Source organism: Pseudomonas sp. Z3-8 (assembly GCF_051131975.1).
In the GTDB taxonomy this organism is placed as follows: Bacteria; Pseudomonadota; Gammaproteobacteria; order Pseudomonadales; family Pseudomonadaceae; genus Aquipseudomonas.
In genome coordinates, this window is sequence record NZ_CP071643.1 from 4,202,487 (window position 1) to 4,217,109 (window position 14,623).

The window sequence follows — 14,623 nt, forward strand, 5'->3', positions numbered from 1 at the left end:
TTCACGGCCGCCTTCGCGAGCAGGCTCGCTCCCACAGGTGGATTGCATTTCAATGTGGGAGCGAGCCTGCTCGCGAAGAGGCCCTCGAAGGCGCCTAAATTTCGCCGCCGACCACTCGTTCCCCCCAGATAGCAAAGGCCCCCGCGCCTGTCCTTCCAAGGCGAACCAGACTGAGATCGGCAATGACCACACCACGTTCGAAAAAGGCTCTTTTCACCGGCGTATCCCTGGCCCTGGCGCTGGTCGTTGGTGGTGGGCTCGCGGCCTGGGACCATTGGTGGCGGGACAATCCCGGCTACCCGGTCAAGGTGATGAAAGAAGCCCGGGAGCTGCACGAACGCCTGTTGTCCTTCGACAGTCACATCACCGTGCCGCTGGATTTTGGCACCGCCGGCAATGAAGCGGACAAGGACGGCAACGGCCAATTCGACCTGGTGAAAGCCAATCGCGGTCACCTCTCCGGCGCAGCGCTGACCATATTCGGCTGGCCCGAACTGTGGAACGGCCCCAACGCGCCGCACAAGCCCACCGCCGGCTTCGTCGAGGAAGCGCGCAACCAGCAGGAAGTGCGCTACAAGATCATCACCGGCATGGTCCGGGATTTCCCCAACCAGGTCGCCATCGCCTACACCCCGGATGATTTTCGCCGCCTGCACGGCGAAGGCAAGTTCGCGATTTTCATCAGCATGCTCAATGCCTATCCCCTCGGCCACGACCTGAGCCTGCTGGACCTATGGACGGCGCGGGGCATGCGCATGTTCGGCTTCAGCTACATCGGCAACAACGACTGGGCCGATTCTTCGCGACCGCTGCCGTTCTTCAACGATTCGCCCGACGCCCTTGGCGGCCTCTCGGACATTGGCAAGCAAGCGGTGAAACGCCTGAACGACCTGGGCGTGATCATTGACGTATCGCAAATGTCGACCCTGGCCCTGGAGCAAGTCGCACAACTGAGCCGCACCCCGTTGGTGGCTTCTCACTCGGCGCCACGGGCCATGGTGGACATCCCGCGCAACCTCAGCGACAAGGAAATGCAACTGATCAAGGCCAGCGGCGGCGTGGTGCAGATTGTCGGTTTCTCCCAGTACCTGCGGCCGCTGACGCAAAAGACCCAGGACAAACTCAACGACCTGCGCGAGCGCTTCGACCTGCCGCCGCTGCCCAACCTGGCGATGGCGCTGACGCCCGGCGATCCGATCATCGCCGCGTGGCCGGAACAGCGATTCGGCGAATACGCCGGCCAGCTCTACGCCATTCTCGAAGAGGAACCCAAGGCCAGCCTCAAGGACCTGGGCGATGCCATCGACTACGCCGTGCGCAAGATCGGTATCGACCACGTCGGCATCAGCTCGGACTTCAACGAAGGCGGCGGCGTAAAGGGCTGGGAAGATGTCGGCGACATCCGCAACGTGACCGCCGAACTGCTGACGCGCGGCTACTCCGAAGCCGACATCGCCAAACTCTGGGGCGGCAACTTCCTGCGCGTCTGGGACCAGGTGCAGAAAGCCGCCCAGCCAGCGATTGCCGCGACGCAGAAGGCGGCCCAGCGATGAACGAACGCCGTACCTTTCTCAAGCAAGCCGGGATCCTGACGGCCGGCCTGCCGTTTGCCGCCAGCCTGCCGTCCATCGCCGCTGCAGATCCATTGTCGCCGCTGCCCCGGGACAAATGGGCGCAACTGCGCTCGTTGTTCAACCAGGACCCGGACTACCTGCATTTCTCCAATTTCCTCATCACCACGCACCCGCGTCCGGTGCGCGAGGCCATCGAACGCCACCGCGCCGCCCTCGATAAAAACCCGGGGTTGTTGATGGACTGGGACCTGGGCGTCACCGAAGAGCGCGAGGAAAACGTGCGGACCTGGGCCGGGCGCTACCTGCAAGCGACACCGAAACAGATCGCCCTGACCGGCAGCACCACCGAAGGCCTGGCGATGATCTATGGCGGCGTCCATGTACGGCCCGAACAGGAAATCCTCACCACCGACCATGAACACTATGCCACCCACACCATCCTCGACTTGCGCAAGCAACGGGACGGCACCCGGGTGCGCAAGATCAAGCTGTTCGAAAACGCCCGCGACGCCAGCGAGGCGCAAATCCTCGCGGCCATCGACCGCAACATCCGCCCCGAGACCCGCGTACTGGGCATGACCTGGGTGCACTCGGGCAGCGGCGTGAAGCTGCCGATCGGCAAGATCGGCGCCCTGGTGGACAAGCACAACCAGGGCCGCGGCGATGAGCAGCGGATCGTGTATGTGGTGGACGGCGTGCACGGTTTCGGTGTCGAGGACCTGAATTTCCCGCAGATGAATTGCGACTTCTTCATCGCCGGCACCCACAAATGGATGTTCGGCCCCCGGGGCACCGGCGTGGTGTGCAGCCGCAGCGAAGAAGTCAGGTACGTCACGCCGATCATCCCGACCTTCTCCGAGGCGACGGCGTTTTCGACCACCATGACCCCGGGCGGCTACCACGCCTTCGAGCATCGCTGGGCGGCGGACGAGGCCTTCAAGCTGCATCTGCAACTGGGCAAGGCCGAGGTGCAGGCGCGCATTCACGCGCTCAACAGCTACCTGAAGAAACAACTGCTGGCGCTGCCGCAGATCGAGCTGGTCACGCCGCCGAGCCCGGAGCTGTCGGCCGGCTTCACCTTCTTCCGGGTCAAGAATCGCGAAAGCGATGAGATCGCTGCCTACCTGATGCAAAACCGCGTCATCGCCGACGCCGTGCACCGCGATGCCGGGCCGGTGATCCGCACCGCGCCGGGGCTGCTCAACACCGAAGTGGAAATCGACCGCTTCATGGCGCTGTTGAGCAAAACACTCTGATGACTGATCGAGAGCAATCGATGAACCGATTTTTATTGAAGACGCTTCCGGCATTGGCCCTCACCGCCCTGCTGCCCTCCAATGCCCAGGCCTCGCAACCGGGCCAGGTATTTCGCGACTGCAAGGACTGCCCGGAAATGGTCGTGCTGCCCACCGGCACCTTCCAGATGGGCACGCCGGACAACGAGGTCGGCCGCGAGCCCGACGAAGGCCCGATGCACCCGGTGACGTTCGACAAGCCGGTGGCAATCAGCCGCTTCCAGGTGCTCAAAGGCGAGTGGTTCGCCTACCTGCGCGACAGCGGCTACGTGATGCCTGACGGCGACAAGCGCCCCGGCCGCGCGTGCCAGGCCGGCGTCCCGGATTACCAGGGCAGCGATCCGCGCAAGCAATACACCGACCGGCACCCGGCGGTGTGCATGGATTTCGCCGAGGCCAGCGCCTACGTGGCGTGGCTGTCGAAAAAAACCGGCAAGCCGTATCGGTTGGTCAGCGAGTCCCTGCGCGAATACGCAGCGCGCGGCGGCAGCGATGGCCCGTTTCCCTTCCCGTTCGATGAAGGCGAGGACTACAGCATCGCCCAGCACGCCAATACCTACGGCGCCGCCGATGGCTACAACTTCACCGCGCCGGCCGGCAGCTTCGCGCCCAATGCCTTCGGCGTATACGACATGCACGGCAACGTCTACGAATGGACCGCCGATTGCTTCAACGAAAACTACCTCAATGCTCCAGGCGACGGCAGCGCAGCGCTGACGGGCAACTGCAAAGTGCGGCGCATCCGTGGCAACGACTGGGGCGAAGCACCGATATTCTCCCGTTCGGGCAACCGCAACGCGGTGTTTTCCGATGCCCGCGGCGATTGGCTGGGGTTCCGGGTCGCCCGGGAGATGTAGATCAACCTGCCGGACACGCTTTTGTGGCGAGGGAGCTTGCTCCCGCTGGGCCGGTCCGACGCTTCGGGCGCAGCGGCCCCAAGATTTTGCGGTCGCTGCGCAACCGAGCGGGAGCAAGCTCCCTCGCCACAATAATGTGTGTCAGGCGGTTCCTCGTTAAATCCCCTTCCCCTCCAATCGTTCCATAGGTGGGCGCGCCCCAACCGGCGTGCCGCCGTCCTCCAGCCCATGCGGTGAATGCCCCCGATGGCCTTCGCCCTTTTTATCTAGCAGGGAACCTCCATGAGCCAACCACAACGCGGGGTGATCACTGAATTGTTCATCCTGCTCAAACCCTTCCGGCTGATTGTCGTAGGCTCCATCCTCTTGGGCATGCTCGGTGGCCTGAGCATCACCGCCCTGCTGGCGACCATCAACGACGCGCTGAACGCCGATGCCGGGCCCTCGTCACACATGCTCGGCACGTTCGCCGGGCTTTGCACGGCGGCGCTGCTGACCTCGATCCTGTCGGACATCGGCACCAACCATGTCGGCCAGAACATCATCGCCAGCCTGCGCAAATCCCTCGGCCAGAAAGTCCTGCTGGCACCGATCGAACAGATCGAGCGTTTTCGCAGTCATCGGCTCATCCCGATACTGACCCACGACGTCAACATGGTCAGCAACTTCGCTTTTTCCTTTGCGCCATTGGCCATTGCTTTCACCGTCACCCTCGGTTGCCTGGCCTACCTGGCCTACCTGTCATTGCCGATGTTTGCGCTGCTGCTGGTGGCATTGGTGATCGGCACGGTCATCCAGTACGTGGCGCGAGCCCGTGGCATTCGCGGTTTCGAAGCGGCCCGCGAGGCTGAAGACGCCCTGCAAAAGCACTACAGCGCGATCGCCGCCGGCGCCAAGGAATTGCGTATCCATCGGCCTCGTCGCCAACGCATGTTCAGCCAGCGCATCGAAGCCACCGCCGAGCAGATCTGCGATACCAACATCCGCTCGGTCAACACCTTCGTGGTCGCCAAGACCTTCGGCTCGATGCTGTTTTTTGTGGTCATCGGCCTGGTCCTGGCCCTCCAATCGCTGTGGCTGGGCATCGACAAGGCGGTGCTCAGCGGTTTTGTGCTGGTGCTGTTGTACATGAAAGGGCCGCTGGAATATCTGGTGATGACCTTGCCGGTGATCAGCCGCGCCAACATTGCATTCAAGCGCATTGCGGAATTGGCCGAGCAGTTCTCCTCGCCGGAGCCACACCTGCTGCTCAATGATAAGAGCGTGCCCAAGCCGACGATCCAACAGCTTGAATTGCGTGACGTGCACTACGCCTTCCCGGCGGTCGACGGCAGCCAGGCCTTCGCCCTCGGACCGGTCAACCTGTCCATCGCCCAGGGCGAGATCGTATTCATCGTCGGCGAGAACGGCGGGGGCAAGACCACGCTGATCAAATTGCTGCTGGGCCTCTATACGCCCCAGGGCGGTGAAATTCTGCTCGATGGCAAGCCGGTGCTGGCTGCGCAGCGTGACGATTATCGCCAGTTGTTCACCACGATTTTTGCCGACTACTACCTGTTCGATGAACTGGTGCAAGGCGACCAGCAAGTGCCGGGGACCGCCAATCGTTACCTGGAGCGCCTGGAGATTGCCCACAAGGTCAGCATTCGCGACGGTGTCTTCAGCACCACCGATCTCTCCACCGGCCAACGCAAGCGCCTGGCCCTGCTCAACGCCTGGCTGGAAGAACGCCCGGTACTGGTCTTCGACGAATGGGCCGCCGACCAGGACCCGGTGTTCCGGCGGATCTTCTACACCGAGCTGCTGCCGGAGCTGAAGGCCCTGGGCAAGACCATCATCGTCATTTCCCACGACGACCGTTACTTCGACATCGCCGATCAGCTGGTGCGGATGCAGGCCGGTCAGGTCGTCACTGAAAAGGTCCCGGCAGCCTTCGCCTGAGCCTGCCCGACGCAATGCTGTCTACCGCGAGAACACCATGAACGAATTGCTAGATGATGATCTGCTGGCGCTGCTGCTCGATGACGCCGCCGACGATCTGCACGCGCGGTCCAACCGCAGCCGGCTGGACCGCGCGCCCTTGTCTTTCGCCCAGCAACGCTTGTGGCTGGAACAACAGCGCGACCCGACCCGGTCGGCCTACAACCTGCCACGTGCCCTGCGCCTGACGGGCGAGCTGAATGCCGATGCCCTGGAGCAAGCGCTGAATCGGGTCATCGACCGGCACGATATCCTCCGCACCGCGTTCATCGAAATCGACGGCGCCGCGACCCAGGTGGTTGAGCGCAACGCCTGCCTGGTCCTGCATCGCGAAGACCTTGCCGGGCTCGACCAGCCGACGCTTTCGCAGCGCATCGAGCAACACGCCCGGCAACCGTTCGATCTCACCCAGGCGCCGCTGATGCGGGCCACACTGCTCAGGCTGAGCCCTGCGGAACATGTGCTGTTGCTGAATATGCATCACATCGTGTCCGATGCCTGGTCCAACACGGTCCTCATGCAGGACATGACCCAGGCCTATGCCCAGGGCTTGCTGGGCGATCCGTCACCGCTGCCACCGTTGCCCACGCAATACGCCGACTACGCGACGTGGCAACGCGGCGAGTACTTGCAGAGCCTGGCCTGCCGGCGCGGCGGCGAATACTGGAGCGAGTACCTGGGCCACGACCTGCCCACACTGGAACTGCCACAGGACTTTGCGCGCACCGCGAGCCAGACACACATGGCCGGCCGTGTGCAGGTGGCGCTGGCCCCGGCGATGGTCCAGGCGCTCGACACGTTCTGCCAACGCCAGGGGCTGACGCCGTTCGTGGTAGCGCTGGGTGCCTGGCAATTGCTGCTGGCCCGCTACAGCCGCCAGAACGACTTCACCGTCGGCGTTCCCAACGCCAACCGCAACAACCATGAAAGCCAGGACCTGGTAGGTTTTTTTGTCAGTAGCCAGGTGTACCGGGCGCGGATCGACTCGACCCGCAGCGCGCTGGATTTTCTCCGCGATCTGCGCGTGCAGTCCCTCGCCGCGCTGGAGCATGCCGATTACCCGCTGGAATTGATCCTCGATCAATTGGGCGCCAACCCGCTGTTTCAGGTCCTGTTCAACTGGCGCACCGGATCACAGGCGGCGTCGCTGCCAAGTCCGGAGCAATTTATGCTGGAGTTTCTCGACACCGGCGAAAACCAGGCCAAGTTCGACGTGTCGCTGGATGTCGACTATTCACAACAGCAGACCGTGGCGACCTTCGAATACAGCCGTGACCTGTACCGCACACAAACCATCGAGCGCATGGCCGAGCATTGGCAGAACCTGCTGCGCGGCCTGATCGAAACGCCCGGCTGCGCCCTCGGCGAGCTTCCATTGTTGAGCGCCGATGAACAGCGGCTGACCCTGAACGACTGGAACCGCCGGCCGACCCGGTTGCGCCAGGAAGAGTGCCTGCACCAGGTGATCGAAACCCACGCCGCCAACACCGCAGAGGCGATAGCCCTGACGTTCGAAGGGCAGCACATGAGCTATGCCGAGCTCAATCGACACGCCAACCAATTGGCCCATCGCTTGATCGAACAAGGCGTCGGGCCCGACGTACTGGTCGGCATCGCCGTCGAACGCACGCCACGGATGATCATCGGCCTGCTGGCGATTCTCAAGGCCGGCGGCGCCTACGTACCGCTGGACCCGACCTACCCGGCTGATCGCCTGGCCTACATGATCGAGGACAGCGGCGTCAGGCAGATCCTGACCGAGGCCCACCTGCTTGATTCGCTGGCGCTGCCCGCCGGCGTCGACTGCCTGTTACTGGATTCGGTCGATGCCGTCAGCACCTGTCCCGAACACAATCCGCACGTGCCGATAAATCCGGACAACCTGGCCTACGTGATCTACACCTCCGGCTCCACCGGCAAACCCAAAGGCGCACTGCTCGCGCACCACAACGTCAGCCGATTGTTCCAGGCCACCGACCATTGGTTCGGTTTCGACCAGCAGGACGTGTGGTGCCTGTTTCACTCCTACGCCTTCGATTTTTCCGTGTGGGAGATCTTCGGTGCCCTGCTGCATGGCGGTCGACTGGTCATCGTGCCCCACGCCGTAAGCCGTTCGCCCGAGGATTTCTACGCCCTCCTCTGCCAGGAAAAGGTCACGGTGCTCAACCAGACCCCATCGGCATTCAAGTCATTGCTGCAGGTGGCCTGCGAGGCTCAACAGACGCTCGTCCACCGCTTGCGACAAGTGATTTTCGGCGGTGAAGCGATTGATGTGCAGAGCCTGCGCCCCTGGTTCGAACGTTTCGGCGACCAGACACCACAATTGATCAACATGTACGGCATCACCGAAACCACGGTGCATGTCACCTGGCGGCCGCTGTCGTTGCAGGATTTGCATGGCGAGGCCGCCAGCCCCATCGGCGAGCCCATCGTCGATCTGTCCTGGTATTTGCTCGATGCGCACCTGAATCCGGTGCCCAAGGGTTGCATCGGCGAGCTGTATGTCGGTCGCGCGGGCCTGGCCCGCGGTTACCACCAGCGCGCCGACCTGACCGCCAGCCGTTTCATTCCAGACCCGTTCGACCCACTGCCGGGCGGACGCCTGTACCGCACCGGGGACCTGGCCCGCTACCTCTGCGACGGCAGCATCGAATACGTCGGACGCGTCGATCACCAGGTCAAGATCCGCGGCTTCCGCATCGAGTTGGGCGAGATCCAGGCCCGCCTGAAAATGCTCTCGGCGGTCCGCGATTGCGTGGTGTTGGCCCATGAAGGCCCAGGCGGCCTGCAATTGATCGCCTACGTCATCCCGACGCAACCGGCCTCGGCCGAGTTGCGCGAAGGCCTGCTGACTGCGCTGAAAACGCAGATGCCGGACTACATGGTGCCCAGCCATCTGTTATTCATCGATCACCTACCGCTCAATGCCAACGGCAAGCTCGATCGCAAGGCCTTGCCGGAACCGGACGCCGACCTCCGGCATTCGACCTACGTGGCGCCCCGCACACAGTTGGAACAGGCCCTGGTGCAACTCTGGCAACAGTCGCTGAAGGTCGAGCGCGTGGGTATCAGCGACAGTTTCTTTGAGCTGGGTGGGCATTCGATCCTGGCGATCGAGCTCATCGCCAACCTCAAGGCACGCCTGAACCACACGGTGCGCCTGCAAGAACTGCTGGCCAACCCGAGCATCGCCGAACTGGCCCGGTTCATCTCGCAAAAACACCGCGAGCAGACGCAGTGCCTCGTCGCCCTGAACAACGCGCCCGCCAGCGCACCGCAGCTGTTCTGCCTGCACCCCAGCGGGGGCATCGTCTTCTGCTACCAGCCACTGGCGCGCAAACTGCAAAATCGCGCACGCACCTTCGGCGTCATGCACCGCGGCTTCAGCGAACCCCATGCGGGTCCCGAGGCCTGGCACCAGATGATTGCCGACTACAGCCAGGAAATCGTCTCGGCTCAGCCAGAGGGTCCGTATTACCTGATGGGATGGTCCCTGGGCGGGGCGATTGCCCTGGACATCGCGGCAACCCTGGAAAGCCAGGGTCACACGGTGGGTTTCCTGGGGCTGGTGGACAGTACGATTCCCGAGCACCTGTATCCCGCGACGTTGCCGCGTCATCGAGAACTGCTTGCGGAGGAGAAAACCGACCCGGCCTCGCAGGATCTGCATGAGGCAATCGAGTACTTCGATCTGCTGTTCCCTGCTCTTACGGAACGCACCGCGGCCTTTCGACGGGAACACCCTGACAGCTCGGTCAAGGCCTTCCACGAGTGGGCCGCCGGCCAGATCGAGCCTGAGCGAGGCGACTTGCTGTCGGTCGTGCAGAGCGTCAAGGAAGAGGTCATGAATGCCCAGGCGTTTTCGGTGCATGACCGGTTGCTGGAGGCCTTTGAAGGGTTCACTTTCAAGCCGGTACGGGTACGTCCCAGCTGCTGGTGGACCGAGGCGGAGAAAACACCGCAAGAGCTGGCGTTTTGCGAGGCGTTGGTCAGGGAACATAGCTTGACTGGCGAGTTGCAGTGCTCGGTGCATTCTCCGTTGCGCCATCGGGGCATGATCTTTGATGAGGGGTTGCTTGATTCGTTGGTTGAGGTGTTACTGACGAGCGTGGCGCAAGGGATATAACTCGGCAGTTAAGTGACGTGTCCAGCCCACATGGGTTATGTGGTGTCGCTGGGTTTTATATTCATGGAGATCCACTGTGGGAGCGAGCCTGCTCGCGAAGGCGGTGGCACAGTCGAGGAAGATGTCGAATGGACCGGCCTCTTCGCGAGCAAGCTCGCTCCCACATGGGATCTGTGGTGTCGCTGGGTTTTATATTCATGGAGATCCACTGTGGGAGCGAGCCTGCTCGCGAAGGCGGTGGCACAGTCGAAGAAGATGTCGAATGGACCGGCCTCTTCGCGAGCAAGCTCGCTCCCACATGGGATCTGTGGTGTCGCTGGTTTTTTTATTCACTGGAGATCCAATGTGGGAGCGAGCCTGCTCGCGAAGGCGGTGGCACAGTCGAGGAAGATGTCGAATGGACCGGCCTCTTCCCGAGCAAGCTCGCTCCCACATGGGATCTGTGGTGTCGCTGGGTTTTATATTCATGGAGATCCAGTGTGGGAGCGAGCCTGCTCGCGAAGGCGGTGGCACAGTCGAAGAAGATGTCGAATGGACCGGCCTCTTCGCGAGCAAGCTCGCTCCCACATGGGATCTGTGGTGTCGCTGGGTTTTATATTCATGGAGATCCAGTGTGGGAGCGAGCCTGCTCGCGAAGGCGGTGGCACAGTCGAGGAAGATGTCGAATGGACCGGCCTCTTCGCGAGCAAGCTCGCTCCCACATGGGATCTGTGGTGTCGCTGGGTTTTGTATTCGCTGGAGATCCAGTGTGGGAGCGAGCCTGCTCGCGAAGGCGGTGGCACAGTCGAAGAAGATGTCGAATGGACCGGCCTCTTCGCGAGCAAGCTCGCTCCCACATGGGATCTGTGGTGTCGCTGGGTTTTATATTCACTGGAGATCCTGTGGGAGCGAGCCTGCTCGCGAAGGCGGTGGCACAGTCGAAGAAGATGTCGGATGGACCGGCCTCTTCGCGAGCAAGCTCGCTCCCACATGGGATCTGTGGTGTCGCTGGGTTTTATATTCACTGGAGATCCACCGTGGGAGCGAGCCTGCTCGCGAAGGCGGCGGCACAGTCGAGGAAGATGTCGAATGGACCGGCCTCTTCGCGAGCAAGCTCGCTCCCACATGGGATCTGTGGTGTCGCTGGGTTTTTTATTCGCTGGAGATCCAGTGTGGGAGCGAGCCTGCTCGCGAAGGCGGTGGCACAGTCGAAGAAGATGTCGAATGGACCGGCCTCTTCGCGAGCAAGCTCGCTCCCACATTGGATCTGTGGTGTCGCTGGTTTTTTTATTCGCTGGAGATCCAATGTGGGAGCGAGCCTGCTCGCGAAGGCGCTGGCACAGTCGAGGAAGATGTCGAATGGACCGGCCTCTTCGCGAGCAAGCTCGCTCCCACATGGGATCTGTGGTGTCGCTGGGTTTTGTATTCGCTGGAGATCCACTGTGGGAGCGAGCCTGCTCGCGAAGGCGGTGGCACAGTCGAGGAAGATGTCGAATGGACCGGCCTCTTCGCGAGCAAGCTCGCTCCCACATGGGTTATGTGGTGTCGCTGGGTTTTATATTCACTGGAGATCCACTGTGGGAGCGAGCCTGCTCGCGAAGGCGGTGGCACAGTCGAGGAAGATGTCGAATGGACCGGCCTCTTCGCGAGCAAGCTCGCTCCCACATGGGTTATGTGGTGTCGCTGGGTTTTATATTCACTGGAGATCCACTGTGGGAGCGAGCCTGCTCGCGAAGGCGGTGGCACAGTCGAGGAAGATGTCGAATGGACCGGCCTCTTCGCGAGCAAGCTCGCTCCCACATGGGATCTGTGGTGTCGCTGGTTTTTTTATTCGCTGGAGATCCAATGTGGGAGCGAGCTTGCTCGCGAAGGCGGTGGGTCATCTTGCATCGACGGCGAATGTGCCCAGGCCTCCAATTCCACAAGCAAATAGCCGTTGTCCCGAGGAAAAGAAAACCCCATAAAAACCGACCCGCGAAAGGCGGGTCGGTTTTTTGTTGCCGCCGAAAATCAAAACTGCGGCGTGTACTTCACGGTAAACATCAGATTCCTCGGATCACCGAAGTTGTTGTTACCGTTGATCTGGTTGTAAGCCGGCGTGATATACGTCTTGTCAAACAGGTTGTTGGCATTGACCGCCAACCCGATCTCCGGCGTCAACTGATAGCCGACACGGGCATTCCACACGGTGTAACCCGGAACGTCATAGTTGAGGTCGAAGACCTGCGTATGGCTTTGAGTGGTGAAGCCCAGGCCGGCATTGACACGGTTCCAGTCACCGGTGAACTGGTAGTTGCCCCACACCCGGAGCATGTGTTTCGGCGTCCAGGTACTGAAGACACTGCCTTCGTTGGTCGGGTCTTCCAGGTACTTGGTGGTGTTGTAGGTGTAGCCCGCGAACAGCTGCAGGTTGTCTATCACTTCACCGCTGATTTCGGCCTCGATGCCCTGGCTACGCACCTTGCCCGAGGCTGTCGAGCAACCGAAGCCACCACACCCCGAACCGCCGTCGTTGACGGCACGGTTTTCATGGTCGTAGCGGAAGACAGCCAGGGAAGTATTGACCCGACCGTCCATCAATTCACCTTTAAGACCCACTTCATAGTTGGTGCCGATGACGGGCTTGAGCACGGAACCGTTGGCATCAACGTTGGTCTGCGGCTGGAACACGTCGGTGTAACTGGCGTACACCGCCCACTCACGACTCAAATCGTAGACGATACCGGCGTATGGCGTGACCTCCCCCGTCTCACTTCCAGTGCTCGGCGCGTTGGGGGTAATACCGGTTGCCCGTTCCGTTTTCGACTTGTAGCTGAAGTCATACCAGCTGACCCGGGAGCCGAGGATCAGCGTCAGGTCGTCCACCGGCTTGACGCGCCAGGTACCGTATATGCCTTTCTGGCGGATGTCGTACTTGCTCAGTGTGCCCATGCCACCCGGGCTGTTGATCAGGCCCTCATAGCTGATGTCCGGACGGTTGTTGTCGAGGTCGAAGATATTGTCGGTGCTGCTGTTGAAGGTCCGGGCGTATTTGTCGTCCGTCTCCAGCTGGGAGTAGTTGCCGCCGAGCATGACCTCCTGCTCCATCGACAGGGCTTCGAACTTGCCGACCAGGTTCATGTCCAGACCCACCTTGGTGGACTGGAAGTCAGTCACGAAGTCGGCATATTGCACACGGCTGCCATCCGGTAGCAGGCCGCCAGGACTTTGCGTGCGCTGGTTTTTTGCCTGGTTGTCTTCGGTCATCTGCACGGCACCGACCTTGAACGCCCAATCCTCGTTGAAGCGATGCTCCAGGTCGGCGTACAGCGTGGTGACGTCGATATCGGAACGGTTCCAGCGCGCGCCGGTGTAGGTCGAGCGCGACACGTCCGGCATCGAGCCATCGGCGTAGCGTGGCAGGCCGCGAATGTTGCCGCGCGACTCGCCATTGGATTGGCTGGCCGCGAAGCCCAGAGTGGTGTCTTCGCTCAGGTCGATGTCCAGCGAGCCGTAGAGCGAGTGGGTCTTGTTCCAGGCATGATCGACGAAGGAATTGCTCTGGTCTTCGTCGGCGACGATACGACCGCGGATGTTGCCGGCCTCGTTCAGCGGGCCGCCGGCGTCCAGTTGCAGGCCGTAGTGGTCCCAGGAGCCGGCCTTGCCGGTCAGGGTCACGGTCGGGGCGCTCTGGCCACGCTTGCGCACCAGGTTGACGGCGCCGCCGGGGCTGCCGGTGCCTTGCAGCAGGCCGGAGGCGCCACGGAGAATTTCCAGACGGTCGAAGAAGATCAGGTCCTGGGTCGCCCAGTTGCCCAGCGAGTAGGTGTTACGCGGGATCGGCACACCGTCGTACTGCCAGTCGTCGATCTGAAAACCGCGCGACGAGAGGATCATGCCCTGGCCGACGCCCTGCAGGCCAACGACGCCGGTGGTCTGGTTGACGGCGTCCTTGAGGCTGACCAGGTTCTGGTCATCCATCTGCTTGCGCGTCATCACCGTGATCGACTGCGGAATCTCCTTCAGGGTATGAGTGCCCTTGCCGATGGTCACGGCATTACTGGTGTACGAGTTGCTGCCTTCGGTGGTGGCCTCCGGCTGCCGCGCGTTGATGGTGGTCGCGCCCAGTTCCAGGCCTGCGCCGGAGCCCTTTACCAGCATCAGGGTATTGCCCTCGAGGCTGTGGCGCACGCCGGTGCCCTTGAGCAATTCGGCGATGGCCGCTTGCGGGCTCATCTTGCCGCTGACGCGATTGCTTTTCAGGCCGGCCAGTTCGTCGGCGTTATAGATCACTTGTTGGTTGGTCTGCTCGCCGAACGCTTTTATTGCCTGCGGCAGCGGTTGCGCAGGGATGTTGATGCTGACGTTTTCAGCCATCACCTGGGCGCTCAATGGCAACACGCAGACCAGACCCAGGCCCGTCAACACCCGGCGCGAAAGCAGGCCGCGGGACATGACCAGTGCCTTGAACAGCGGTTTCAACTCATGAATTGCCGACATCGTGCTCTCTATTATTGGTAGAAGTGAAAAGTCCATGGGGGCCGAAGGGCCTGCCGCTCGCCAGCACGGTGTACCGCTGACCGACCCCTCCCCGGGTACGGTCATCCGACTGGACGACAGCTAAATTTTTCCTGGACACAACCGGCGCCTGGGCAGCCCTGCCCGAGCCGATTTGCCCGCATACCTTAGTAAGACGCAGCACCTGGGAAAAACCGGAATGAGTTTATTTATCATTCGCGCAAAAGCTCAAAAAAAAAGCCGATGCGAACGGGCATCGGCCTCTTGTTGATTGAAGCGATCGTTCCTACGCGGAGCGTGGGAACGGTCTCCCTT

7 protein-coding genes are annotated in these 14,623 nt (G+C 61.8%); 6 read left to right on the plus strand and 1 reads right to left on the minus strand.

Translation table 11 applies throughout. The features are described from left to right. Positions 1-182 precede the first annotated feature (182 nt). The 6 genes from pvdM to J3P94_RS19240 all read left to right on the plus strand — a co-directional run bounded on the left by pvdM (position 183) and on the right by J3P94_RS19240 (position 11,744). Positions 183-1,553, plus strand: a complete 1,371-nt coding sequence (gene pvdM, locus J3P94_RS19215) for a pyoverdine-tailoring dipeptidase-like protein PvdM (protein ID WP_434569254.1) — start codon at positions 183-185, stop codon at positions 1,551-1,553. Next, positions 1,550-2,830 (plus strand): pyoverdine-tailoring periplasmic protein PvdN, encoded by a 1,281-nt coding sequence (pvdN, locus tag J3P94_RS19220; protein WP_434569255.1) that lies wholly within the window; start codon positions 1,550-1,552, stop codon positions 2,828-2,830. The genes pvdM and pvdN overlap by 4 nt, the downstream gene beginning before the upstream one ends. 20 nt (positions 2,831-2,850) lie before the next feature. Beyond that, positions 2,851-3,726, plus strand: a complete 876-nt coding sequence (locus J3P94_RS19225) for a formylglycine-generating enzyme family protein (RefSeq protein ID WP_434569256.1) — start codon at positions 2,851-2,853, stop codon at positions 3,724-3,726. 282 nt (positions 3,727-4,008) lie between these two features. Then, positions 4,009-5,667 (plus strand): cyclic peptide export ABC transporter, encoded by a 1,659-nt coding sequence (locus tag J3P94_RS19230; RefSeq protein ID WP_434569257.1) that lies wholly within the window; start codon positions 4,009-4,011, stop codon positions 5,665-5,667. Between the two features lie 37 nt (positions 5,668-5,704). After that, a complete protein-coding gene (locus J3P94_RS19235) occupies positions 5,705-9,832 on the plus strand; it encodes an amino acid adenylation domain-containing protein (RefSeq protein WP_434569258.1) in 4,128 nt (1,375 codons plus the stop codon). A 748-nt stretch (positions 9,833-10,580) separates the two neighbouring features. Then, positions 10,581-11,744, plus strand: a complete 1,164-nt coding sequence (locus J3P94_RS19240) for a hypothetical protein (protein ID WP_434569259.1) — start codon at positions 10,581-10,583, stop codon at positions 11,742-11,744. A gap of 77 nt (positions 11,745-11,821) precedes the next feature. Here J3P94_RS19240 and J3P94_RS19245 read toward each other — a convergent pair whose 3' ends face one another. Further along, the gene (locus J3P94_RS19245) at positions 11,822-14,290 is read right to left on the minus strand and encodes a TonB-dependent siderophore receptor (RefSeq protein WP_434569260.1); all 2,469 of its coding nucleotides are present in this window, start codon (positions 14,288-14,290) and stop codon (positions 11,822-11,824) included. Between the last annotated feature and the right edge of the window lie 333 nt (positions 14,291-14,623).

Excerpts from the sequence above, each read along its gene's own strand:
- J3P94_RS19245 (WP_434569260.1), bottom strand. The coding sequence starts at position 14,290 with ATGTCGGCAATTCATGAGTTGAAACCGCTGTTCAAGGCACTGGTCATG.
- J3P94_RS19225 (WP_434569256.1), top strand. The coding sequence starts at position 2,851 with ATGAACCGATTTTTATTGAAGACGCTTCCGGCATTGGCCCTCACCGCC.
- J3P94_RS19230 (WP_434569257.1), top strand. The coding sequence starts at position 4,009 with ATGAGCCAACCACAACGCGGGGTGATCACTGAATTGTTCATCCTGCTC.
- J3P94_RS19235 (WP_434569258.1), top strand. The coding sequence starts at position 5,705 with ATGAACGAATTGCTAGATGATGATCTGCTGGCGCTGCTGCTCGATGAC.
- pvdM (WP_434569254.1), top strand. The coding sequence starts at position 183 with ATGACCACACCACGTTCGAAAAAGGCTCTTTTCACCGGCGTATCCCTG.
- pvdN (WP_434569255.1), top strand. The coding sequence starts at position 1,550 with ATGAACGAACGCCGTACCTTTCTCAAGCAAGCCGGGATCCTGACGGCC.